A 22856-nucleotide genomic window follows, 5' to 3' on the forward strand; every position below is an offset into this window, starting at 1 on the left:
GCCGCTCCCTCTCGGGGAAGCGGCCCTCCGTCAGCGGTGCCTCAGTCGAACAGCGCCGGCAGCGTGCCTTCCCACGCTTCGCGCAGCTCGTCGAGCGAGAACTCCGTGATGCCCTGCAGTTCGAGCGTGCCGGACTCCGGGTCGACCACGCCGGTCTTGCGCCACGGCAGGCCGCGGGCCGTGCACATCTCCGTGAAGCGCAGCTCCTCCGTGCGCGGCACCGCGACGAGGACGCGGCCCGAGGACTCCGAGAACAGCTGCACGAACGGGTCCTGGTCGCGGTCGAGGAAGACCCGCGCGCCGCACTGTCCGATGAGGACGGTCTCGACGAGCGCCTGGGCGAGGCCACCGTCGGCGAGGTCGTGGGCGGCGGAGATCATGCCGTCGCGCGAGCCGGCGACGAGGATCTCGCCCAAGAGCTTCTCGCGGGCCAGATCAATGCGCGGCGGCACGCCGCCGAGGTGACCGTGGAGCTCGCGCGCCCAGGCGGAGCCGTCGAGCTCGTCGTGGGTGTCGCCGAGCAGCAGGAGCGTCTCGCCGGCCTCCGCGCCGATGCCGGTGGGGATGCGGCGGGTGACGTCGTCGATCACGCCGAGCACGGCGATCACCGGCGTCGGCAGGATCGCCGTGTCGCCGGTCTGGTTGAAGAAGCTCACGTTGCCGCCCGTCACCGGGATGCCGAGCTCGACGCACGCGTCGGCGAGACCGTGCACGGCCTGCTCGAACTGCCACATCACGGCCGGGTCGGTCGGGGCGCCGAAGTTCAGGCAGTCGGACACCGCGACAGGCGTGGCGCCGCCCGTGGCGACGTTGCGGTACGCCTCGGCCAGCGCGAGCTGCGCGCCGCGGTACGGGTCGAGGTACACGAACTTCGCGTTGCAGTCGGTGGCCACCGACACGCCGCGGCCGCTCGACTCGTCGATGCGGATCATGCCGGAGTCGGACGGCTGGGCGAGCACGGAGTTGCCGCGCACGTAGCGGTCGTACTGCGCCGTGACCCATTCCTTCGACGCCTGGTTCGGCGCCGCGATGAGCTTGAGCACGTCGGCCCGCAGCTCGTCCGGCGTCGACGGCCGCGGCAGCGCCGCCGACGTGTCCGCGATCAGCGTGTCCTGGCTCGCGGGGCGCTGGATCGGCCGGTCGTACACCGGGCCCTGGTGGGCGACGGTGTGGGCCGGGACGTCGACCACGACCTCGTCGTGCCAGGTGATCACGAGGTTGTCGCCGTCGGTGACCTCGCCGATGTCGGTGGCGATCACGTCCCACTTCGCGCACACGGCCATGAACGCCTCGACGTTCTCCGGCGCCACGACCGCGCACATGCGTTCCTGCGATTCGCTCGAGAGCACCTCGGCGGGCGTCATGCCGGTGGCGCGCAGCGGCACGCGGTCGAGGTAGACGTGCATCCCGCCGTCACCGGCGGCCGCGAGCTCCGACGTCGCGCAGGACAGCCCGGCCCCGCCGAGGTCCTGGATGCCGACGACGAGCTTTTCCTTGAACAGGTCGAGGCAGCACTCGATGAGCACCTTCTCGGTGAACGGGTCGCCGACCTGCACGCTCGGCAGCTTGCGCCGGCCGGCCGCCGTCTCGTCGCCGGAGAACGTGTCGCTCGCCAGCACGGACACGCCGCCGATGCCGTCGAGGCCGGTGCGCGCGCCGAACAGGATGATCTTGTTGCCCGTGCCCGAGGCGAACGCCAGGTGCAGGTCCTCGACCCGCATGGCGCCCACACACAGGGCGTTGACCAGCGGGTTGCCGCTGTAGGACGGGTCGAACACCAGCTCGCCGCCGATGTTCGGCAGGCCGAGGCAGTTGCCGTAGCCGCCGACACCGGCGACCACGCCGGGCAGCACGCGCTTCGTGTCGGGTGCGTCCGCCGGGCCGAAGCGCAGCGCGTCGGCCACCGCGAGCGGGCGCGCGCCCATGGCCATGATGTCGCGGACGATGCCGCCGACGCCCGTGGCCGCGCCCTGGTACGGCTCCACATAGGACGGGTGGTTGTGGCTCTCGACCTTGAAGGTGACCGCCCAGCCGTCGCCGATGTCGACCACGCCGGCGTTCTCGCCGATGCCCGCGAGCATCTTCGCCTTCATCTCGTCGGTGGCCGTCTCGCCGAAGTAGCGCAGGTGCTTCTTCGACGACTTGTACGAGCAGTGCTCGCTCCACATGACGGAGTACATGGCCAGTTCGGCGTCGGTGGGCCGGCGGCCGAGGATCTCGCGGATCCGGGCGTACTCGTCTTCGGCGAGACCGAGCTCGACGTAGGGCTGCGTGGTGTCAGGGGTCTCCGCTGCCCGCGCGGTGGTGTCTGCGATAACAGAGCTGCTGGTCACAGTGTTTGTCCCAGTGTCCGTGTCAGGGTTCGCCACACCGTCAAGACTACGTGTCGGCCAGGTCACACCCACAGCCGCCCGGATCGTTCGCCCCTGGATACTGATCTGCTCGTTTACCAATCCGACCACAGCCACGGCGGAAACAGTTGGCTCACGCGGTAACGTCCGGCTGGGTGTCCGCCTACTTTTGGCCCGATTGGTAAATGAGTCGCGCGAGCTGCATCGGCGCACTTACCGTCGACTATCGTGCTCTCCGCCACATATCCCTTCGCCACGCCCCGGCTGCCTGCCCGGCCGACGGCCGGCCGCTACCTGTTCGCGGTGCTGCGCTCGCGCCCGTGGATGGTCGTGACGGCCGCGCTCACGGGTGCCTGCTGGTCGTTGCCGAGCGCGCTGCTGCCGCTCGTGATCGGCCGCGGCATCGACGCGATCGCGGCCGAGGACACGGGTGCGCTGTGGCGGTGGGCGTTCGTCGCCGCGGGTCTAGGCGTGTTCCAGGCGGGCTTCGGCACGTGGCTGCACTTCACCTCCTACGGCATGTGGCTGCACGGCGCGGGCACCACGCAGCGCCTGGTCACGGCGCACACCACGCGCCTGGGCGCGACCCTGCGCGACGCGACGACCACGGGCAACGTCGTGGCTGTCACGTCGTCGGACATCAACTGGATCGGCAACACGTACGAGGTGATCGGCCGGACCGTCGGTTCGGTCGTGGCGTTCGTGGTGATCGGTGTGGCGATGCTGGGCACGTCGCCGCTGCTCGGCGTGGTGGCGCTCGTCGGTGTGCCGCTGGCGGTGCTGGGCATCGGGCCGTTGCTGCGGCCGCTGCAGAAGCGCAAGACCGTGCAGCGCGAAAACCTGAGCGATGTCAACGCCCTGGGCGCCGACATCGTGTCCGGGCTGCGGATCCTGCGCGGCGTCGGGGGTGAACGGCGGTTCCTGAAGCGGTTCCGCGCCGCGAGCCAGCTCGTGCGCCGCTCGGGTGTCGAGGTCGGGCGCGCGGAGGCGTGGCTGGCCGCGGCGGCGATCGTGCTGCCGGGCCTGGTCACCGTCGCGATCACGTGGCTGGGTGCGCACCTCGCGCTCGACGGGACGATCGGCGTCGGCGAACTGGTGGCGTTCTACGGCGTGTCGGCGTTCCTGATCGTGCCGGTGGACACGGCGACGGAGGCCGTGGGCGCGGTGAGCTCCGGGCTCGTCGCGGCGCGCAAGGTGTGCGGCCTGCTGTCGCTGCAGCCGAAACTGGCGGAACCGGATTCGCCGGTGCCGCTGCCCGCCGGGCCGCTGGAGCTGGTGGACACCGAGAGCGGCATCCGCGTCGAGCCGGGCAAGCTCACGGTCGTCGACCTGGGCGCCGGGGCGGAGGCGATCGCCGAGCGGATGGCGCGGTTCGCCGACGCGGCCGAGGGCGAGCGCGTGCTCGTGGGCGGGGTGCCGGTGGACCAGGTGGCGCTGGCGGAGCTGCGTTCCCGGGTCGTGTACGCGCACAACCAGGACCTGTGGTTCTCGGGCGTGTTGCGCGACCAGCTGGCGCCCGCGCGGCCGAGTGCGGTGAGCGTCGAAGACGCCCTGTCCGCGGCCGATGCCGACGACATCATCGAGGCGCTGCCCCGGGGAGTCGACGAGCTGATCGGCGAGCGCGGGCGCGAGGTGTCGGGCGGGCAGCGCCAGCGGCTGAGCCTGGCGCGGGCGCTGGCGACCGACGCCGACGTGCTGCTGCTCGACGAGCCGACGTCGGCCGTCGACGCGCACACGGAGGCGCGGATCACCCGGCGCGTGGCCGAGCTGCGGCGCGGCCGCACGACGGTGGTGTTCAGCCAGAGTCCACTGTGGACCCATGTGGCCGACGAGGTCGTGAGCGAGAAGGCGGTGACGGTGTGAAGCGGCTGCCCCTCGCGTCGAGGCGCGACGTGCGGCGCTGGGCGGTGCGCACGGCCGCCGAGCACCGGCGGGAGTTCTCGGTGATGCTCGGGCTGTTCTGCCTGGCGACGCTGATCGGACTGGTCGGGCCGCAGCTGCTCGGCCTGCTCGTGCAGGGTGTCGTCGACGGCGGTAGCGGAACCCGCGTCGACCTGCTGGCGGCCGGGTTCATCGTGGCGCTGGTGCTGCAGGCGTGGGCGAAGAAGGCGGCGCGGCTGCGCGGGCGGATGTTCGGCGAGCGCGTGCTCGCCCAGACGCGCGAACGGTTCGTCGCCAACTCGCTCAGCCTGCCGCTGGGCACCGTCGAGGCCGCGGGCACCGGCGACCTGCTGAGCCGCGCGACGAGCGACATCAGCCGGCTCGACCACGCCGTGCGCTTCGCCGCGCCGGAGATCCTGATCGCCGTGGTGACGGTGCTGCTCACGACCGCCGCGATGATCACCACGTCGCCGCCGCTGGCGTTGGCGTTGCTGGTGGCGCTGCCGCTGCTGGTGCCCGTGAACGTCTGGTACCAGCGCCGGATCCCGACGCTGATGGCGTGGATGCTCGACCGCTGGGGCGACCTTCAGTCGGCCACGCACGAGACGGTGGAGGGCGCGCGCACCACGGAAGCGCTGAGCCTGACCGAACGCCGCGTGCGCGTCGGCCGCGACGCGCTGGACGAGGCGGTCCTGGGCGAGCGGCGGATGCGGGCGTTGCAGCTTCGGTGGCTGCCGTCGCTGGAGATCAGCTACGTGCTGCCGATCGCGGCGCTGCTGCTGATCGGCGTGTTCGCGTATTCGCACGGCTGGGCGGACCTGGGCACGATCACGACGATGCTCGCGTACGCGCAGGCCATGACCGCGCCGCTGAACGAGGCGCTGTTCTGGATGGAGGACCTGCAGGTGGCGCTGGCCGCCGCGCGCCGGATCCTCGGGGTGCAGCCGGCGCCTTCGCGCGCTTCGGTTTCGGCCGCGCCGGCGGGCCGGGACATCGAGGTGCGCGACGTGCGCTTCGGGTACACGGCCGATCGCGAGGTCCTGCACGGCATCGACCTGGTCGTGCCGCGCGGCGAGCGGCTCGCGATCGTCGGCCCGTCGGGTGCCGGGAAGTCGACGCTGGGGCGGCTGCTGGCGGGGATCTCGGCACCGTCGTCGGGGTCGATCCTGGTGGGTGGCACGGAGGTGTCGGCCCTGGCGGAGGACGTGCTGCGCGGCGAGGTGCTGCTGCTGACGCAGGAGCACCACACGTTCTCCGGTTCCCTGCGGGAAAACCTCTCCCTGCCGGCCCGCCAGGACGGCGGCGAGTGGACCGACGGCGAACTGCTGGCCGCGCTGTCGTCGGCCGGTGCGTCGACGTGGTTTTCGACCCTGCCGGACGGTCTCGACACCAAGCTGGGTTCGGGCGCGTACGCGGTTCCGGCGGCGCTGGCGCAGCAGCTGGCCCTGGCGCGCGTGGTGCTCGCGGACCCGCACACGCTGGTCCTCGACGAGGCGACTTCGTTGCTGGACACGGGTTCCGCCCGCGAACTGGAGCGCTCGCTGAACGCGGTGCTCGCCGGGCGCACCGTGATCGCGATCGCCCACCGCCTGCACACGGCCGCGGCGGCGGACCGCGTCGCGGTCGTCGAGGGCGGGCGGATCACGGAGCTCGGTTCGCACGCGGAGCTGATGGCCGCTTCGGGCCCGTACGCCCGGTTGGTGGCGGCGGCGTCGTAATCCTGTTGTGCCGCAGCCGTTCGCTCGAGGACGATGGCGCGCGTGAGCAGCAGGTTGAGAGCCCTCGCCGCCGAGACGGTGCAGATCGTCGACCGCGGCTCGTACCACTCGGGCGACACGGAGGTCGTGCTCCGCGACCTGGTGACCCGGGCCCGCGAGTCGACCCGGCTCCACCTGCCCGAGGAGGCGCTGCCGCGCCCCGAGTCGCGGACGCGGGTCACCCCGGAGATCGAGGTCACCAACGAATCCAGCCTCGCGGCCGCGCGCCGGCTGGGCGGGGACGTCGCGTGCCTGGTGTTCGCCTCGGCTCGTAATCCCGGCGGCGGGTTCCTCAACGGGGCCCAGGCCCAGGAAGAAGCGATCGCCCGCGGGTCGGCGCTCTACGCGTGCCTGCTGGAAGCCCGCGAGTTCTACGCCCACCACCGCGCCGACCCGGATCTGCGCTACAGCGACCGCGTGATCCACTCACCGGGTGTGCCGGTCTTCCGCGACGACTCCGGCGCGCTGCTGAGCGAGGCGTACCCGGTGTCGTTCCTGACCGCCGCCGCGCCGAACCTCGGGGCGATCCGGCGCACCCAGCCCGACCGCGCCGCCTCGGTACCGGCCGTCTTGCGGCGGCGCGCCGAACGCGTGGTCGCGATCGCGGCGGCGCACGGCCACCGCTCGCTCGTGCTCGGCGCGTGGGGCTGCGGCGTCTTCGAAAACGACCCCGCCGTGGTCGCCGACGCGTTCCGCCAGGCGCTGGCGCGCCACGCCGGCTTCGACCATGTCGTCTTCGCCGTGCTGGACAAGCGTGCCGGCGAACCGACCTACGCGGCGTTCGCCCGCGAGTTCAACTGACCGCGATGCACACTGGGCGAGCCAGGACGCGCGCACGGCGGGTGTCGGCAGCCGCCCTCGCAGCTGCCGTCGTGTTCGGCACCTCGTCGTGCGAACGCAACAGCGACTTGCACCCGGTCCCGCCCGTGACCGCCACCGTCTCGACGGTGGTCACCGCCCGCTGACGTCCACGCGGCTGTGGTATCTGCCACCTCGGCGCACGCGAACGGGCGATGCCGCCCCGTCTCAAGTCGAAAAGCTCAGGCCTTCACCAGCGCGTCGACGGCGCTGAGGAACATGCCGAGCCCGTCGTCGGACGGGCCGGTCAGTGCGTCGATCGCGTGTTCCGGGTGGGGCATGAGGCCGACGACGCGGCCGTTCTCGCTGCGGACGCCCGCGATGTCGTTGCGCGAGCCGTTGGGGTTGCCGTCCACGTAGCGGAACGCGACGCGGCCCTCGGCCTCGAGCATGTCCAAAGTGGACTGGTCCGCGACGTAGCAGCCGTCGTTGTTCTTGAGCGGGATGAGGATCTCCGCGCCCTTGTCGTAGCGGCTGGTCCAGGCCGTGGTGTTGTCGTCAACGCGGAGCCACTGGTCGCGGCACACGAAGTGGAGGCCGACGTTGCGGATCATCGCGCCGGGCAGCAGGCCGGCTTCGCAGAGGATCTGGAAGCCGTTGCAGATGCCGAGCACCGGCATGCCCTTGCGGGCCGCGTCGATGACCGACTCCATCACGGGCGCGAAACGCGCGATGACGCCGGCGCGCAGGTAGTCGCCGTAGGAGAAGCCGCCGGGGACGACCACGCCGTCGACGCCGCGCAGGTCGGCGTCCGCGTGCCACAGGGGTACGGCCTCGGCGTCGGCGTAGCGGACCGCGCGGGCGGCGTCGCCGTCGTCGAGGGTGCCCGGGAAGGTGATGACCCCGATGCGCGCGCTCACGCGTCCACCCGGCGGATCGTCCACTGCTCGATCACGGGGTTCGCGAGGAAACCCTCGGCGATCTTGGCGAGCGTCTCGTCGTCGACGGTGTCGTCGACCTCGAGTTCGAAGTGCTTGCCCTGGCGCACTTCCGTGACACCGGTGAACCCCAGCCGCGGCAGTGCGCGGGCCACCGCCTGGCCCTGCGGGTCGAGGATCTCGGGTTTCGGCATGACGTCGACGACGACTCGGGCCACGGCAGGCTGCTCCTTATTCACGCAGGTCGTGGGTACGGACGCAGCGTACTTGACCGGCGGCGGCCGACGCCCGTCCGGTGGCGGCGAGGGCAGCGCAGGTCACAACTGGCCCGCACCGCACGGCTGGAGGATGCTGCTCGCGGGGCCTTTCCCCGGCCCGCGTGCTGGGCCATGATGAGTCGTTGACAGCACGCCAACATGAGCAGCTGGAGGCATTCGTGGCCGGTCAGGAGTCCTTCGACTACGTCATCGTCGGCGCGGGGAGCGCGGGGTGCGTGCTCGCGGCGCGGCTGAGCGAGGACCCGTCGGCCCAGGTGCTGCTGCTCGAGGCGGGCGGTGAGGACACCGCCGACGAGATCCACATCCCCGCCGCGTTCGCGGCGCTGTTCAAGACGAAGTGGGACTGGAACTACGAGACCGTCGAGCAGAAGCACACCGGCAAGCCCGCGTACTGGCCGCGCGGCAAGATGCTGGGCGGCTGCTCGTCGATCAACGCCATGATCTACATCCGCGGCAACCGCGCCGACTACGACGGCTGGCGCGACGCCCACGGCGCCACCGGCTGGGGCTGGGACGACGTGCTGCCGTACTTCAAGCGCGCCGAGGGCAACCAGCGCCTCGGCGGCCCGCTGCACGGCACCGACGGACCGCTGCACGTCGAAGACCGCCGCTTCACCCACGAACTGTCGAGCGCGTGGGTCGACAGCGCCGTGGCCTGGGGCTTGAAGCACACCGACGACTTCAACGGCGAGTCCCAGGAGGGTGCGGGCCTCTACCAGGTCACGTGCAAGCGCGGCCGCCGCTGGTCGGCCGCAGACGCGTACCTGCGCCCGGCGTGGGACCGGCCCAACCTGACTGTCCACACCCACGCGCAGGCGACGCGGATCCTGTTCGAGGGCACGCGTGCGGTCGGCGTCGCGTACCTGCACAAGGGCGTCGAGGTCACGGCCCGCGCGAGCGCCGAAGTGCTGCTCTCGGGCGGCGCGATCAACTCGCCGCAGCTGCTGATGCTGTCGGGTGTCGGGCCGGCGGAGCACCTGCGTGAGCGGGGCATCGACGTCGTCGCGGGCTTGCCGGGCGTCGGCGAGAACCTGCACGACCACCCGGCCGCCGGGATCATCTGGTCGACCAAGGGCACCACGGACCTCGTCGACGCGGCGACGCCCGCCGGACTCGTGCGCTGGCAGCTGACCCGCCGCGGGCCGCTCGCGTCGAACATCGGCGAGGCGGGCGCGTTCTACGAGACGCGCGACGGGATTTCGGCTCCCGACATGCAGATCCACGTCGCCCCGACGCTCTTCTACGACAACGGCCTGCGCGAACCCACCGTCCCGGGTTTCACCTCCGCGGCGACCCTCGTCGACGTCGCCAGCCGCGGACGGCTCCGCCTGAAGTCCGCGAATCCCTTGTGGAAGCCCGAGATCGACCCGGCCTACTACTCCGAGCCGATCGACCTCGAGACCATGAAGACCGCGCTGCGCTCACTCATCGAAATCGGCAAGTCGGGCCCGCTCGCGCGCTTCTTGGACAAGCCCTTCCTGCCGGAAACCCACGACCTGTCGGACGATGCGCTGACGGAGCACGTGCGCGAGAACACCCAGACGCTCTACCACCCGGTCGGCACTTGCGCCATGGGCACGGACGAGCGCGCGGTCGTCGACCCGGCACTGAAGGTCCGCGGAATCGACGGCCTGCGCGTCGTCGACGCCTCGGTCATGCCCGTCGTCCCGCGCGGCAACACCAACGCCCCGACGATCATGGTCGCCGAAAAGGCCGCCGACCTGATCAGTGGCCGGTCCGCTTAGGTCGAGCCCAAGCAGCTGTCCCCAGGTGGGTCAGACCCAGTCGGTTGTCCCTGGGTGGGTCCGACCCAGGCAGCTGTCCCCATCCTGGGTCGGACCCAGTGACCCGTCCCCAGGTGGGTCGGACCCAGTCAGTTGTCCCCAGGTGGGTCAGACCCAGTCAGTTGTCCCCAGGTGGGCCGGACCTAGGCAGCTGTCCCCAAGCTAGGTCCGACCCAGTGACCTGTCCCTGAGTGGGCCGGACCTAGTCAGTTGTCCCCAGCTGGGCCGGACCCAGCGACCTGTCCCCAGATGGGTCCGGCCCAGGCAGTTGTCTCCAGCTGGGTCGGACCCAGCGACCTGTCCCCAGATGGGTCGGACCCAGGCAGTTGTCCCCAGCTTGGTCCGACCCAGGCAGCTGTCCCCAGGTGGGCCGGAGCCAGGCGAGCCGCGGGGTGGGTCGGACCTAACCGACCGTCCGCAGGCTGTCCCGCGTGAGGTCGGCGAGGGTGGGGTAGCCGTCGACGGCCATGATCAGGTCGGTTTCGGCCAGGAGGGTGCGCAGGACGTGGACGGCGCCGTCCGCGCCGCCGAGGGCGAGGCCCCACGCGTACGGGCGGCCGATGCCCACGGCGCGGGCGCCGAGGGCCAGCGCCTTGACCACGTCGGCACCGGAGCGGATCCCCGAGTCGAACAGGACCGGGGTGTCGCCGGACGCGTCGACGACCGAGGCGAGGCAGTCGAGGGCCGGGAGGCCGCCGTTGGCTTGGCGGCCGCCGTGGTTGGAGCAGTAGATGCCGTCGACGCCGCCGTCGATGGCGCGGCGGGCGTCGTCCGGGTGCTGGATGCCCTTCACGATCAGGGGCAGCTTCGTCAGCGACCGCAGCCACGGCAGGTCGTCCCAGGTCAGCGGGTTGCCGAACAGCTGCGCCCACAGCCCGACCGCGGCCATGGGGTCGTCCTCCGGCGCCTTCCCCAGCAGCGAGCGGAACACCGGGTCCGTGAAGTAGTTCGCGAGGCAGTGACCGCGCAGCTGCGGGAAGTTGGCGGTGGACAGGTCCCGCGGCCGCCACCCGGTGACCCACGTGTCGAGCGTGACCACGATGCCCTTGAACCCCGCCGCCTCCGCGCGCTGCACCAGCGACGCCGCCAGGTCGCGGTTGGTCGGCGTGTAGAGCTGGAAGAACCCCGGCGTGTCCCCGAACTCCGGCACGACCTGCTCCAGCGGATCCACGGACAGCGTCGACGCGACCATCGGCACTCCCGTGCGCGCGGCGGCCTGCGCGGTGGCGAGATCACCGTGACCGTCCTGCGCGCAGATGCCGATCACGCCCACCGGCGCCAGGAACAGCGGCGACGGCAGCGTCAGCCCGAACAGCTCCACCGACAGGTCGCGGTCCTTCGCCCCGACGAACATCCGCGGCACCAGGCCCCACCGCGAGAACGCCTCGACGTTGCCGCGCTGGGTGCGCTCGTCACCGGCACCACCGGCCACATAGGACAGCACCGACGGCGGAAGTGCCTGCGCCGCACGGGCTTCGAGGTCGGCGTAGACCATCGGCAGGGCCGGGACACGGCCGGTGAGCCCGGCGAAGTAGATCTCGTTCTGGAAGTCGCCGTAGCGCGTCATGCGGGCTCTTTCTGGGTGCCGGACGCGCCCCGGAACCCCGGGGCGCGGCCTCGACCCTAGCGCTTGCCGTGCATGATCGTGATGAGCTTGGCGACCAGTGCGTCGGTGGATTCCTTGCGGTTGAAGGAAGTCAGGGTCACCGGCGCGGTGAAGCGCTGCCGCGCGACGGCCTTGGTGCGGGCGAATTCGCGCAGTCCCTCCGGGCCGTGGATGCGGCCGAACCCGGAGTCCCCGACACCGCCGAACGGCAGCGAGGCGATGCCGGCGAACGAGAGCGGCGCGTTGATCGACGTCATCCCGGTGCGCAACTTCGCCGCGAGCTCGACGCCGCGCGACCTGGAGAACACGGTGGAGCCGAGGCCGTAGGTGGTGGCGTTGGCCTTCTCGACGGCTTCGTCCATATCGCGGACCTTGGCGATGGTGACCGTCGGGCCGAACGTCTCCTCGCGCACGGCTTCGGAGTCCTCCGGCACGTCGACCAGCACGGTGGGCTGGGCGTACCGATCACCGACGCTGTCCACCCCGCCGAGCACCGCGCGCCCGCCGCGTTCGATGGCGTCGGCGATGTGGCGCCGGATCACCGCGAGCTGCGACGGCATGGTGACCGGGCCGTACTGCGCGTCCTCGTCGGAGCCGGCGCGCACGTCCTTGCTCTTCTCCAGGACCTTCGCGACGAACGCGTCGTGCACGCGCTCGTGGACGTACACCCGCTCGACGCCGATGCAGGTCTGACCGGAGTTGGAGAAGGCGCCCCAGACGGTGGCGTCGGCGGCGGCGTCGAGGTTGGCGTCCGCGTCGACGAGCACCGGGTCCTTGCCGCCGGCCTCGATCACGACCGGGGTGAGCGTGTTCGCGGCGGCGGCCATGATCTTCTTGCCGGTCGCGGTCGACCCGGTGAACGCGATCTTGTCGACGCCCGACGTGACCAGCGCGCCGCCCGTTTCGCCGAAGCCGGTGACCAGCTGCAGCACCGGCTGCTCCGGCACGATCTCGGCGAAGGCGTCGACCAGCCACTTCCCGACACCCGGCGTGTACTCGCTGGGCTTGAAGACCACGGCGTTGCCGGCGGCGAGCGCGTACGTGATCGAGCCGAGCGGCGTGTACACGGGGTAGTTCCACGGGCCGATCACGCCGACGACGCCGAGGGGGCGGTACTCGACCGTCGCGGCCTGGTTCGACATCAGCAGCCCGGCGGAGCGGCGCTGCCGGCCGAGGTACTTGCGCGCGTGCTTCGCGGCCCACGCGATGTGCTCGATGGCGAGAACGCTCTCGAGCTGGGCGTCGGCGATCGGCTTGCCCGTCTCGTCGCGCACGACCTGGCACAGCTGCGGGAGCCGCCGCGTGAGCACACCCTTCCACTGCCGCAGCCGGTCGGCGCGCCCCGCGAAGCCCAGCCCGTCCCACCACCCCGCCGCCACGCGCGCGCGATCGACCGCCGCGCGCACGTCCGCGGCGGTGTGCACCGGGTACGTGCCCACGACCTCGTCGGTCGCCGGGCTCAGCGAATCGAAGGTCTCCCCGACCGAGGTCGGGTTCGGCTGGACGGCGGTCATCGGCGTCTCCCCTGCTCTTCGGCGTTGTGGTTCAGGCTACGAGGTTGCTGACGCAGTGCCAATAGTCGCCCGAGACTCCGCGTCAGCATCGCACCGGCGGCCGCCCCGGGGAAAGAGCAACACGATCGTGGCGGTCGAGACCACGACGCCGAGCAGCGGCGCCAGCCACAGCGGCAGGACCCCGACGGCCAGCGACCCCAGCCCGTACCCGCACGACTGGACCGTGAACGACACCGAAAACCCCTCCGACCGGCGGTTCTCGGGCAGCAGTCGCTGGATGTGGACGGACGCGATCGTCACGAGCGGTCCCGTCACCGCACCGACGAGCACGACGCCGGCGAGCAGCCCCGGCCACCCGAGGTCCGCCGCGACGAGCGCACCGCCGGCGATGAAGGCGGTGAGGAAGAGCCGCGGGCCGCCGCGGCCCCGCCACGCGTAGACCGCACTGCCGGTGATGCTGGCGCCGCAGAGCACGGCCACCACCACGGGTGCCGCGGCCGCGGGGGCGCCGAGGCGCTGGACCAGCGGCAGGGGCGCGACCTCGATCGTGGACAGCAACAGCCCGACGGTGAACTGGCAGGCCAGCCAAGGCAGGCAGGCGGCGAGGGGCACTTTGGCTCGGGTGGTTGCGCGTTTCGCGGTCCGCTTCGGCACGAGCACGGCGGCCCCGGCCCCAGCGGCGGCCATCACCGCGATGGCACGGGTGAGCTGGTCGGGACGCACGACCGTGGCCAGTAAGGACCGGAAGCCGCCCGAGAGCCCGCCACCCGCGAGCCCGGGCAGGACGACGAGGGCGAGCAGCACCGGTCCGCTCGCGCCCCCCGCCGCAGCGAGGGCCAAGCCGACGGTGCCCGCCGCGACGAGCACGAGCAACACCCGCAGCCCGCGCGCCGCACCGACGCGATCCAGCACCCGCCCGACCGGCACGGCGCCCGCCATCTCCGCGACGACGTAGACCGCCATCAGCACTCCGCCGAGCCGGTACGACCCGGTCGCCGCCGTGGTCAGCGACGTGAACGCCAGCGGCGCCATCGCGGTCGGCAGCCGGGCGAGCTGCACCCCGGCCGACCAGCGCCAATACGTGGTGGTGAGCATGCCGTCGAGCCTGGCCGGGCGGCTGGTGCGCCGACAGAGGTTCGGCTATACCCGAATCTGTGCTGGAACTCGTCCTCAGTCCCGCCGGGGTGCGGTTCGCCGCGTCGCCGCTGGAGGAAGCGGTGGGCGTGGTGCGGGTGGCGCTGGGCAGGCGGCGGTTGCCCGGCGCCGCCGAGTGGCTGCACGGCGCGCGGCCGGCCGTGCCGGAGCTCGAGGCGGTGCTCGGCGCGCGGCGCTACATCACCGAATTCCTGAGCCCGCCGCCCGAATCGGCCGAGACCACGGTGGAGGAGCAGCTCGCCGTGGTCCGCCGGACGCCGCCGGAGCAGGTGGCGCTGGAGCTGGGGATGGTGGACGCCGACCTCGGTGCGCTGCCGCGCGAGCCCGAACGGGCGCGGGACCTGCTGGCCGACCAGCTGGAGGCCGTCTGGCGCGCGAACGTGGCACCGCACTGGGCGCGGCTGCACGACGTCATCGCCGCGGACATCGCGTACCGCACGCAGGTGCTGGGCGAGCACGGCGTCCGGCGGGTGTTCGAAAATCTGCACGCGCAGATCCGCGTCGCCGGGGACGCGGTGCTGGTCGACGTCGCGGCGCGGGAGCGGCTGACGCTCGACGAACGGGGGCTGCTGCTCGTGCCGAGCGTGTTCGCCTGGCCCTCGGTGGGGGTCGTGGCGGTGCCGCCTTGGCAACCCACGGTGTTGTACCCCGCGCGGGGCGTGGCCGCGCTGTGGACGGAGCCCGCGCGGGCGCCCGAAGCGCTGGCCGCCGTGGTGGGCCGGACCAAGGCGATCTTGCTCACCGCGCTGGACCGGCCGGCGGCCACCACGGAGCTCGCGCAGCGGCTCGGGCTGGCGAAGGCGACCGTTTCCGCGCACCTCACGGCGCTGCGAGCAGCGGGACTGGCGACGGCGACGCGCCGTGGGCACCGCGTGCTCTACCGGCGGACCGAGCTTGGCGACGCGCTGTGGGCGGGCATAGGGTGAATGTGACCACGTGTGAAGGAGAATCCTGATGCGGATCGTCCATTTCGGACATGCCTGCGTGCTGCTGGAGACCGACTCCGAGCGGATCCTGATCGACCCGGGCGCGTTCTCCACCGACTTCGAGGGCGAACGCGAGCTGTCCGCCGTCCTCATCACCCACCAGCACTTCGACCACATCGACGGCGAGCGCCTGCCGAAGCTGCTGGCGGCGAACCCGGACGCCAAGCTGGTCGTCGACCCGGGGTCGGTCGAGACCGTGGAGAAGCTGAACCTGCAGTACGAGGTCGCGAACCCCGGCGACGCCTTCGAGATCGGGGACACCGCCGTCAACGTGGTCGGCGGCGAGCACGCCGTGATCCACAGCGACATCCCGGTGATTCCGAACATCGGCTTCATCCTCGGCCACGGCGCGTTCTACCACCCGGGCGACTCGTTCTTCGTGCCCGAGCAGAAGATCGACGTCCTCGGGCTGCCGACGGGCGCGCCCTGGCTCAAGGCCGGCGAGGCCGTGGACTTCCTGCGCGCGGTCGCGCCGCGCAAGTCCGTGCCGATCCACGAGGCCGTGCTCTCGAGCCCGGCTCTCCACTACGGACTGTTCGAAAGCCTGGCGCCGCAAGGCACCGAGGTGCAGGTCGTCGAGCGCGGCGTCGCCACGCAGCTGTGACGAACCCGGGGTGGCCGCCGCTGCGGTGGCCACCCCGGGAGCCGGTCAGTTGTACAGCACGAACGGTCCCGTGTGCGCCATCACGCGCACCAGGTCGGCCACGTTCTGCTTGATGCCCGGCTTGTTCTGGTCGAGCATCCCGGCCGCCAACCGCCCCTGCACGGTGTAGATCGGGTCGACCCAGTTGCCCGGGTTGAACGCGGTCAGGCTCGCCGCCCGGCCGGTGTACGGGCCCGGGTCCGGCACCTTCTGGTCGGTCACCGCGTGCATCGCCGTGCGGAAGAACTCGTGGTAGCCCGAGAGCTGCTCGCCCTGCACCACGACCTCACTGCCCGCCGTCGCCGGGTTGTACTCCAAGTCGTGCTCGATCGACGTCGTCACGATGTCCAGGCCCAAGTTCGGCATGGTGAAGAAGTGCCGGCCGCGCCAGCCCCAGCCGTAGGTCATGTCCGTGGGGGCGCTCGCGATCAGCGGCTGGTCGATCTTCTCCTTCAAGCCGTTGAGCCCGACGGTGTTGTACCAGGGCGCCGAGTTCACCCACGTCTGGTAACCGAAGCCGGGGTTCGCCTCCGACCCCGTGCCGGCCTCGCGCATGAACTCGGGCGAGATCAACCGCTGCCCGCCGTAGACGCCGTTGTTCTGCTCCAGCAACGAGAACCGCGCGAGGTCGATCGGTCGCATGTGGAGCCCGGCGTAGCCCTCGGTGTGCCCGGCCTGGTCGCGCATCCAGAAGTAGTTGTCGCGGTCGATGCCGATCGCGTCGAACAGCTCGCGCTGCGCGAAGTCCTGGAAGTCCTTGTACCCGTGCTGCTGCATGGCTTTCTCGGCCATCGCGTTCACGGTCGCCGGGCCGTTCTGGCTGTACTCGAAGTACGTGCCGGGCGCGTGCTGCATCGGCGCGGAGCCCCAAGCCTGCACGCGGTCGAATTCGATGCCCGGGATTTCGTTGGCCCAGTTCATCTTCACGCCCGACGTGTGCTGCAGGAGCTGCTGCGCGGTCACGGACCGGTGCACCGCGTCGCCGAGGTCGGGGAAGTACTTGCCGACGGTGTCGTGCACGTCGAAGATGCCCATGGTCACGGCCCGGCCGATCACCGCCGTGGAGAAGCCCTTCGTCATGCTCCACACGTGCTGCGGCGTGTTCTCGAACACCGCGTTCAGCGGGCCGGTCTTCACGAGGCAGCCGAACCGCAGCACGTAGAGCGTGCGCTGCAGCGAAAGCAGGTGCGTGGTCGCCAATTGGTCCAGCACCGCCGGGTCGAGCCCGGCTTCCTGCGGGGTCGCCGTGCCGAACGGTTCACCCTTCTTCGGGTCGGCGCAGTTCTTGAACTTCGCCGGATCACTCTTCGCCGTGGTGACACCGCCGTTCGCGGCACCTTGGAAGAACGGGGGTGCCAGGCGTTGCGCGGCGGCCGCGGACGTGGTGGTTCCGGCGATGAGCGCGGCCACCACGACCACCACGGACCCGGCCATGAGCTTTTTCCGCAACATGGGGAGACTCTTTTCCCAGACGTCGATCAACCGTCACCGTTGATCGGATGAACAACAATCACCGCCCGGTTCCACAAACCCGGGTGGGCACACCGGTGCTGATTTCCGGAAATGGTTTCCGCGCGGCGCGGAGTCTGCGCCGGCGCAGGAACGCTGAAATTCACTAACTATCGTTCGTTAGTGGCATGTATCAAAGCAAAGGGAACGGGAAGAGTCAACCCGTTCTACCCGTTAGGGTGAAATATTCACTGATGACCGGTTTGTGAACCCACGATCTGCAGCGCGTACCGGCTGTACTCATCGGCCACGGAGTCGGCCGTCATGGCGCCGCGGTCGCGGAACCAGCGCGCGATGCTGACGCACATCTCGCGGATGGCGAACGACGCGAGCGCCGGCGAGTCCACGTGGAACACCCCCGCGTCGACGCCGCACGCGATGATCGCGCGGAACGCGTGCTCGTGGCGCCGGCGGCGGGCTTGGAACTGGGTGCGGTGCGGTTCGCCGAGGCAGTCGGTGTCGCGGTTGACCACCAGGGCTTCGCGCCGGTGCGTGGCGTGGCGGAAGGCGTACACGCGAGTGGCGCGGGCCAGCTGCCCGGCCCAGTCGTCGTCCTCGCCGGTCACGCGCTCGAAGTCTTCGAGCACGGCCGCGGTGGTCCGGTCCACGATGGCCCGCAGCAGGTCCTCTTTGGACCGCATGTGGTTGTACAGGCTGGGCGTGCGGATCTGCAGCACCTCGGCGATCTGGCTGAGCGCGGTGCCGTGGTACCCCCGCTCGGCGAACAGCGTGAGCGCCGTGTCGAGCACGACCTCTTCGCTGACCGCGCTACGTGCTGCCGTCACCAGTTCCTCCCCGTCACGAGGCCGGCGGTACCGAGGAACTCGGCACCGGTCAGCGGCCGGTCGACCGGCAGCACCACCTCGTCGGCGGCGACTGCGCACCGCCGCGCGCCGGTCGTGACCACGGATCGCTCCGGCTCCGGTTGACCCAACTCCGCGCAGTGCGCGGCGAGTGCGTCCGGTTCGCCCGGAACTTCCGTGGTCTGCCAGCAGGTCGCGAACTCCGCCGCCAACCGCACGCTACCCCGCCCCGTCCCGGCGACGGTGATCGGCAACGGCCCCACCACCGCCCGCACCTCCTCCGCGAGCCGCGCGCACGCGGTGACGGATCCGAACGCCCCGTCGTCGTCATCGGCCGGGCGCAGCCCGAGCGTGAACCGGCCGGTGCTGAGGTACGCCACGGTGCGCGCGCCGGCCAGCACGTGCTCCGGCCGGCCCAGCGGGACGAAGCAGCAGATGCGCGCGGTGGTGGTCTCGACCGCGAGCGCCGCGCACAGGCTGAGGTCACCGTCGACGTAGAACGTGGCGCAGCCGTGCCGGTCGAGTTCGCGCCAGGTCTCGCGCGCCGCGTCGGCCGGCACACCGGTGAGCCGCAGCCACGCGGCGGTCCTCACGGGTTCAGCTCGCGCGCGGCGGCTTCCACCGCGTCGACGATGCCGACGTAACCCGTGCAGCGGCAGATGTTGCCGGACAGCTCCTCGCGGATGCGTTCGCGATCCGGCGCCGGCTCGCGGTCCAGCAGGTCGAGCGCCGTCATCAGCATGCCGGGCGTGCAGAATCCACATTGGAGCCCGTGCTTCGCGCAGAACGCTTCCTGCAACGGGTGCAGCGTGCCGTCGTCGGCCGCGAGGCCTTCGACGGTGCTGACGGAGCACCCGTCGGCCTGCACGGCGAGCATCAGGCAGGCGCGCACGGGCTCGCCGTCGACCAGCACGGTGCACGCACCGCAGACGCCGTGCTCGCAGCCCAGGTGCGTGCCCGTCAGCCCGAGGTCCTCGCGCAGCGCGTCGGCGAGCGTGCGGCGCGGTTCGACGTCGACGTCGTGGCGGGTGCCGTTGACGGTGAACTCGGCTCTCATGCGGCGGCTCTCTTTCCGTGGGGCGCCAGGGCGCGGCGGACGAACTCCGCCGTCATCGCCCGCCGGTACTCGGCCGACGCGTGGATGTCGCTCTGCGGCCGGGTTTCCGCTGCGGCGGCGGCCGCGACCGCGTCGGCGCTCGCGCCGTCGTTCAGCAGCTGCTCGGCTTCCGCGGGCCGCAGCGGGACCCCGCCGACGCCACCGATCGCCAGCCGCCACCGGCCCGCGACCTCCGCCGCGGCGACGAGCACGAGCCCGAAGTCGCCGTGGCGCCGGGAAAACTCCGCGAACCCCCAGCGCTGCGGTACCGGCAGGTCCACGGCGGTGATCAGCTCGTCGTCGGCGAGCGTGGTTTCCAGTGGCCCGGCGAAGAAGTCGGTGGCCACTTCGGACCGGCGCCCGGCCGGCCCGGCGATGTGGACGGTCGCCTCCAGCGCCGCCGCGACCACCGGTAGCTCGGCCGACGGGTCGGCGTGCGCGATGCTGCCGCCGCTCGTGCCGCGCGTGCGGATCGCGGTGTGCCCGATCCAGCGCGCGGCTTCGGCCAGCAACGGGTGGTGCGGCTGGTCGAGCAACCGCGCGTGCCGCACCAGGGCACCCAGCCGGACGCCACCGTCGATCGGCGTGATCGTGGCCAGGCCGGGGATCCGGTTGACGTCCACCAGCACGCGCGGGCGGGCCATGCGCAACGCGAGCACCGGCATCAGGCTCTGCCCGCCGGCGAGGACCTTGCCCTCCCCGTCGGCGTCGGCGAGCGTCCGCACGGCCTCGTCGACGCTGTGCGCCCGGACGTAGTCGAACGGGGCGGGTTTCACGTCGGCACCTCCTTCGGCCAGCTCGCTTCGAAAAGATCGTCCAAGGTGGCACTCCAGGCACCCTCGAAGAGCGTGTCGAGGGCCTGTTTCGAGTACCGCAGCGACGACGGCGAGAACTCGGCGATCTCCCGCGCCCACGCGAAAGCCGCGTCGAAGTCGCCGAGCCGGTCGACGAGCCCACGGGTGTGGGCCAGTGCGGCGTCGAGCCGATCGCAGCCGAGCAGCAGCGCCCGCGCGGCGCCGCCGCCGGCGAGCAAGCCGAGGCGCCGGACCGTCCACGGGTCCACGACCAGGCCGTTGCGCGCGGTCGGCACCGCGAACACCGCGGACGGCGCGGCCACCCGCAGGTCACAGGCGATCGCCAGCTGCGTCCCCGCGCCGATCGCCGGCCCGTTGACGGCCGCGAGCACCGGGATCGGCAGCGCCGTGATGCTGTGCAGAGCGGCGTAGAGCGCGGTCCGGAAGCCGTCGCCGTGGACCCCGCGCAGGTCGGCGCCGGCGCAGAAGCTCGTGCCCCGCCCGGTGATGACGAGCGCGCGCACGCGCGCGCCGATGTCCTCGACCGCCTTGCGCAGGTCGTCCAGGTGCTCGACGTCCAGCGCGTTGCGCCGTTCGTGCCGGTCGAGCGCGACGATGCCCACGTCGTCGCGGACCTCGGACGTGATCATCGGATCGCCTCCCAAATCGCGGCCGGCGTCAGCGGCAGGTGCGTGATCTGCACGCCGAGCGCGTCGGCCACCGCGCCCGCGAGCACGGCGTTCGGGCCCAGCGTGCCGCCCTCGCCGACGCCGCGGACGCCCAGCGGGTTGTCCGCCGGGTGCGACAGGTGGCCGATCACGAGCTCGGGCACCTCGGCGCTCGTCGGCATGAGGTAGTCCATGAGCGTGCCCGTCGAGAGGTTGCCGCCCTCGTCGTAGATGAGGTGCTCGTACAGCGCGCCGCCGATGCCCTGTGCGATCGACCCGGCGATCTGGCCCTCGACGACCTGCGGGTTGATCACCGTGCCGGCGTCCTCCACGCACACGTACTTGAGGATCTTCAGCTCGCCGGTCGCCCGATCGATCTCGACGACCGCCGCCTGCGCGCCGGCCGCGAACGCGCCGCGGATCGGGTCGTAGAACTGCGTGGACTCCAGGCCGGGCTCGATGCCGTCGGGCAGCCGGTTCGACTCCAGGTAGGCCACTCGTGCCAGCTCCGCGAGCGTGCCGAGCGGCTTGGCCTCGCCGACGACGAACACCTCGCCGTTCACGAGCTTGAGGTCGTCCGGGTTGGCTTCGTACAGCTCCGCGGCGAGCCGGATGATCTTCTCCCGCACGGTGACCGCCGACCGGTGCGCCGCGCCGCCACCGATCACGGCCTGGCGCGAGGAGAACGCGCCGAAGCCCCACAACGATTCGTTGGTGTCGCCGATGCGCACCTCGACGTCCGCGTAGGGCACTCCGACGGCGTCCGCGACGATCTGCGCCACGGTCGTTTCGAGGCCTTGCCCCTGCGACGTCACGCCGGACAGCACGGTGACCCGGCCGTCGGGGTTGACGCGCACAGTGCACGCGTCGTGGCCGGTGCGGAACGGCATCCGCGGACCGGCGGCGGCCGCGCGGCCCAGTCCGGTCAGCTCGTTGTAGCAAGCGAGCCCGAGGCCGATCGGGTTCTCGCCCTGGGTGCGCCGGCGCTGCTGCTCCGCGCGGAATTCGTCGTACCCGATCGATTCGACGGCCTGCTCCAGGCATTCGCCGTACCAGCCGGAGTCGTCGACCAGCCGTGACGGCATGCGGTAGGGGATCTCCTCCGGCCGGATCAGGTTGCGCCGCCGGATGTCCACACCGGACAGTCCCAGCTCGGCGGCCGCCGCGTCGAGCACCGACTCCATCGCGAACACGCTCGCCGGCCGCGCGACCCCGCGGTACGGGCCGGACGGCGCGGTGTTCGTCGCGACCCCGCGCACGGTGCAGCGGTAGTGCTGCAGCCGGTACGGACCCGACAGCAGACCACCGGCCATCAAGGGTTCGATCCCGGCCGTCCACGGGTAGACGGAGTACGCGCCGACGTTGCAGGTCACGTCCGCGTCGAGCGCCACCAGCTCGCCGTCGGACCGGAACCCGGCCTTGACGACGTAGCGGTGGTCACGCGCGTGCGTGGCGGCGAGCAGGTGCTCCGCGCGGTCCTCGACCCACTTCACGGGCGTGCCGCGCAGCTGCCGCGCGATCACGCACAACGCGACGTCTTCCGGGTACACCACGGCTTTCACGCCGAACCCGCCGCCGACGTCCGGCGCGATCACCCGCACGTCGCCCTCGGGGACGCCGAGCAGTTCGGCGATCATGTTGCGCGCGAGGTGCGGGACCTGCGTGCCCGACCACAGCGTCAGCTTGTCGTCGGCCGGATCCCACAGCGCGACGCCCGCCCGGCACTCCATCGGGTTGCCGGCGTGCCGGTTGGTGATCAGCTCCCGCTCGACCACCAGATGCGCGCCAGCCAGCGCGTCCGGCACCTCGCCGGTGTCGAAGGTGCGCTCCAGCAGCACGTTGTCCGGCGCCTCGGCGTGCAGCGGTTCGGTCACCGGCAGCCACGCCGTGACGTTCACGGGCAGCGGCTCGTAGTCGACGTCGATCAGCTCCAGCGCGTCTTCGGCGCGGTAGCGGTCGGCGGCGACGACGGCGGCCACGGGCTCGCCCGCGAACCGCACCTTGTCCCGGGCCAGCAACGGCTGTTCGGTCTCCACGTAGGACGGCAGCGCCGAGAGCGCCCGCAGCGGCACGTTCGCGAACTCGGGCTGGTCGCCGGTGAACACGTCCGCCCGTTCCCGCGCGGCAGCCGCGTCGAGCCGGGTGATCCGCGCGTGCCCGAACGGGCTGCGCAGGAACGCGACGTGCCGCATCCGCGGCAGCTGCAGGTCGGACACGTAGCGGCCGCGGCCGGTGATCAGCCGCGCGTCCTCCTTGCGCCGCACCACCTTGCCGATCGCCGTCCGCTCGTCCATG

At 71.7% G+C, this 22856-nt stretch carries 19 protein-coding genes; 6 read left to right on the plus strand and 13 right to left on the minus strand.

What is annotated here, in order from left to right:
• Window positions 1–41 precede the first annotated feature (41 nt).
• Window positions 42–2369 (minus strand): phosphoribosylformylglycinamidine synthase subunit PurL, encoded by a 2328-nt coding sequence (gene purL, locus ACIA77_RS09320; RefSeq protein WP_395885297.1) that lies wholly within the window; start codon window positions 2367–2369, stop codon window positions 42–44.
• Window positions 2370–2579: 210 nt separating this feature from the next.
• On the opposite strand from purL, the gene ACIA77_RS09325 reads away from it, so the two are divergent.
• From ACIA77_RS09325 to ACIA77_RS09335, 3 genes are read left to right on the plus strand one after another with little or no spacing between them, the layout of a single operon-like run.
• Window positions 2580–4214: an ABC transporter ATP-binding protein gene (locus tag ACIA77_RS09325; RefSeq protein ID WP_395885298.1), complete on the plus strand. Its 1635-nt coding sequence runs from the start codon at window positions 2580–2582 to the stop codon at window positions 4212–4214.
• Complete coding sequence (locus tag ACIA77_RS09330) at window positions 4211–5950, plus strand: ABC transporter ATP-binding protein (RefSeq protein ID WP_395885299.1); 1740 nt, start codon at window positions 4211–4213, stop codon at window positions 5948–5950. The genes ACIA77_RS09325 and ACIA77_RS09330 overlap by 4 nt, the downstream gene beginning before the upstream one ends.
• 42 nt (window positions 5951–5992) lie before the next feature.
• Window positions 5993–6790 carry a TIGR02452 family protein gene (locus ACIA77_RS09335; protein ID WP_395885300.1) on the plus strand — a complete coding sequence of 266 codons (798 nt, stop codon included), beginning with the start codon at window positions 5993–5995 and terminating at the stop codon, window positions 6788–6790.
• A gap of 239 nt (window positions 6791–7029) precedes the next feature.
• On the opposite strand, the gene purQ is transcribed toward ACIA77_RS09335, so the two are convergent.
• Both purQ and purS read right to left on the minus strand, forming a co-directional pair.
• Window positions 7030–7707 (minus strand): phosphoribosylformylglycinamidine synthase subunit PurQ, encoded by a 678-nt coding sequence (purQ, locus tag ACIA77_RS09340; RefSeq protein ID WP_395885301.1) that lies wholly within the window; start codon window positions 7705–7707, stop codon window positions 7030–7032.
• Window positions 7704–7943, minus strand: a complete 240-nt coding sequence (gene purS, locus ACIA77_RS09345) for a phosphoribosylformylglycinamidine synthase subunit PurS (protein WP_204092648.1) — start codon at window positions 7941–7943, stop codon at window positions 7704–7706. Before purS ends, purQ begins: the two co-directional genes overlap by 4 nt.
• Window positions 7944–8161: 218 nt before the next feature.
• On the opposite strand from purS, the gene ACIA77_RS09350 reads away from it, so the two are divergent.
• The gene (locus ACIA77_RS09350) at window positions 8162–9748 is read left to right on the plus strand and encodes a GMC family oxidoreductase (protein WP_395885302.1); all 1587 of its coding nucleotides are present in this window, start codon (window positions 8162–8164) and stop codon (window positions 9746–9748) included.
• 442 nt (window positions 9749–10190) lie between these two features.
• Here ACIA77_RS09350 and ACIA77_RS09355 read toward each other — a convergent pair whose 3' ends face one another.
• From ACIA77_RS09355 to ACIA77_RS09365, 3 genes are read right to left on the minus strand one after another with little or no spacing between them, the layout of a single operon-like run.
• Entirely contained in the window at window positions 10191–11354 is a 1164-nt protein-coding gene (locus ACIA77_RS09355) for a lactate 2-monooxygenase (RefSeq protein WP_395885303.1), read from the minus strand.
• A 56-nt stretch (window positions 11355–11410) separates the two neighbouring features.
• Window positions 11411–12907, minus strand: coding sequence for an aldehyde dehydrogenase family protein (locus ACIA77_RS09360; protein WP_395885304.1), 1497 nt, complete (start codon window positions 12905–12907; stop codon window positions 11411–11413).
• Window positions 12908–12943: 36 nt separating this feature from the next.
• The gene (locus tag ACIA77_RS09365) at window positions 12944–14002 is read right to left on the minus strand and encodes an MFS transporter (RefSeq protein ID WP_395885305.1); all 1059 of its coding nucleotides are present in this window, start codon (window positions 14000–14002) and stop codon (window positions 12944–12946) included.
• A gap of 59 nt (window positions 14003–14061) precedes the next feature.
• Here ACIA77_RS09365 and ACIA77_RS09370 point away from each other — a divergent pair, with 59 nt between their 5' ends.
• Both ACIA77_RS09370 and ACIA77_RS09375 read left to right on the plus strand, forming a co-directional pair.
• Window positions 14062–14988: a DUF5937 family protein gene (locus ACIA77_RS09370; protein ID WP_395885306.1), complete on the plus strand. Its 927-nt coding sequence runs from the start codon at window positions 14062–14064 to the stop codon at window positions 14986–14988.
• 28 nt (window positions 14989–15016) lie between these two features.
• A complete protein-coding gene (locus ACIA77_RS09375) occupies window positions 15017–15652 on the plus strand; it encodes an MBL fold metallo-hydrolase (RefSeq protein ID WP_395885307.1) in 636 nt (211 codons plus the stop codon).
• A gap of 45 nt (window positions 15653–15697) precedes the next feature.
• On the opposite strand, the gene ACIA77_RS09380 is transcribed toward ACIA77_RS09375, so the two are convergent.
• The 7 genes from ACIA77_RS09380 to ACIA77_RS09410 form a co-directional block, all read right to left on the minus strand.
• Window positions 15698–17143, minus strand: a complete 1446-nt coding sequence (locus ACIA77_RS09380; RefSeq protein WP_395885308.1) for a serine hydrolase domain-containing protein — start codon at window positions 17141–17143, stop codon at window positions 15698–15700.
• Between the two features lie 245 nt (window positions 17144–17388).
• Window positions 17389–17985 (minus strand): TetR/AcrR family transcriptional regulator, encoded by a 597-nt coding sequence (locus tag ACIA77_RS09385; protein WP_395885309.1) that lies wholly within the window; start codon window positions 17983–17985, stop codon window positions 17389–17391.
• Window positions 17982–18596 carry a hypothetical protein gene (locus tag ACIA77_RS09390; RefSeq protein ID WP_395885310.1) on the minus strand — a complete coding sequence of 205 codons (615 nt, stop codon included), beginning with the start codon at window positions 18594–18596 and terminating at the stop codon, window positions 17982–17984. The genes ACIA77_RS09385 and ACIA77_RS09390 overlap by 4 nt, the downstream gene beginning before the upstream one ends.
• Window positions 18593–19060 carry a (2Fe-2S)-binding protein gene (locus tag ACIA77_RS09395; RefSeq protein ID WP_204092639.1) on the minus strand — a complete coding sequence of 156 codons (468 nt, stop codon included), beginning with the start codon at window positions 19058–19060 and terminating at the stop codon, window positions 18593–18595. The genes ACIA77_RS09390 and ACIA77_RS09395 overlap by 4 nt, the downstream gene beginning before the upstream one ends.
• Window positions 19057–19875 (minus strand): FAD binding domain-containing protein, encoded by an 819-nt coding sequence (locus ACIA77_RS09400; RefSeq protein ID WP_395885311.1) that lies wholly within the window; start codon window positions 19873–19875, stop codon window positions 19057–19059. The genes ACIA77_RS09395 and ACIA77_RS09400 overlap by 4 nt, the downstream gene beginning before the upstream one ends.
• Complete coding sequence (locus ACIA77_RS09405; protein ID WP_395885312.1) at window positions 19872–20543, minus strand: enoyl-CoA hydratase; 672 nt, start codon at window positions 20541–20543, stop codon at window positions 19872–19874. Before ACIA77_RS09405 ends, ACIA77_RS09400 begins: the two co-directional genes overlap by 4 nt.
• Window positions 20540–22855, minus strand: a complete 2316-nt coding sequence (locus ACIA77_RS09410) for a xanthine dehydrogenase family protein molybdopterin-binding subunit (RefSeq protein ID WP_395885313.1) — start codon at window positions 22853–22855, stop codon at window positions 20540–20542. The genes ACIA77_RS09405 and ACIA77_RS09410 overlap by 4 nt, the downstream gene beginning before the upstream one ends.
• Window position 22856 lies beyond the last annotated feature (1 nt).

It is taken from the genome of Amycolatopsis sp. NPDC051903 (assembly GCF_044452505.1).
Taxonomy (GTDB): Bacteria; Actinomycetota; Actinomycetes; order Mycobacteriales; family Pseudonocardiaceae; genus Amycolatopsis.

Coding starts and splice junctions, on each gene's coding strand:
- ACIA77_RS09355 (WP_395885303.1), bottom strand. CDS start 11,354: ATGACGCGCTACGGCGACTTCCAGAACGAGATCTACTTCGCCGGGCTC.
- ACIA77_RS09360 (WP_395885304.1), bottom strand. CDS start 12,907: ATGACCGCCGTCCAGCCGAACCCGACCTCGGTCGGGGAGACCTTCGAT.
- ACIA77_RS09365 (WP_395885305.1), bottom strand. CDS start 14,002: ATGCTCACCACCACGTATTGGCGCTGGTCGGCCGGGGTGCAGCTCGCC.
- ACIA77_RS09375 (WP_395885307.1), top strand. CDS start 15,017: ATGCGGATCGTCCATTTCGGACATGCCTGCGTGCTGCTGGAGACCGAC.
- ACIA77_RS09380 (WP_395885308.1), bottom strand. CDS start 17,143: ATGTTGCGGAAAAAGCTCATGGCCGGGTCCGTGGTGGTCGTGGTGGCC.
- ACIA77_RS09395 (WP_204092639.1), bottom strand. CDS start 19,060: ATGAGAGCCGAGTTCACCGTCAACGGCACCCGCCACGACGTCGACGTC.
- ACIA77_RS09405 (WP_395885312.1), bottom strand. CDS start 20,543: ATGATCACGTCCGAGGTCCGCGACGACGTGGGCATCGTCGCGCTCGAC.
- ACIA77_RS09410 (WP_395885313.1), bottom strand. CDS start 22,855: ATGGACGAGCGGACGGCGATCGGCAAGGTGGTGCGGCGCAAGGAGGAC.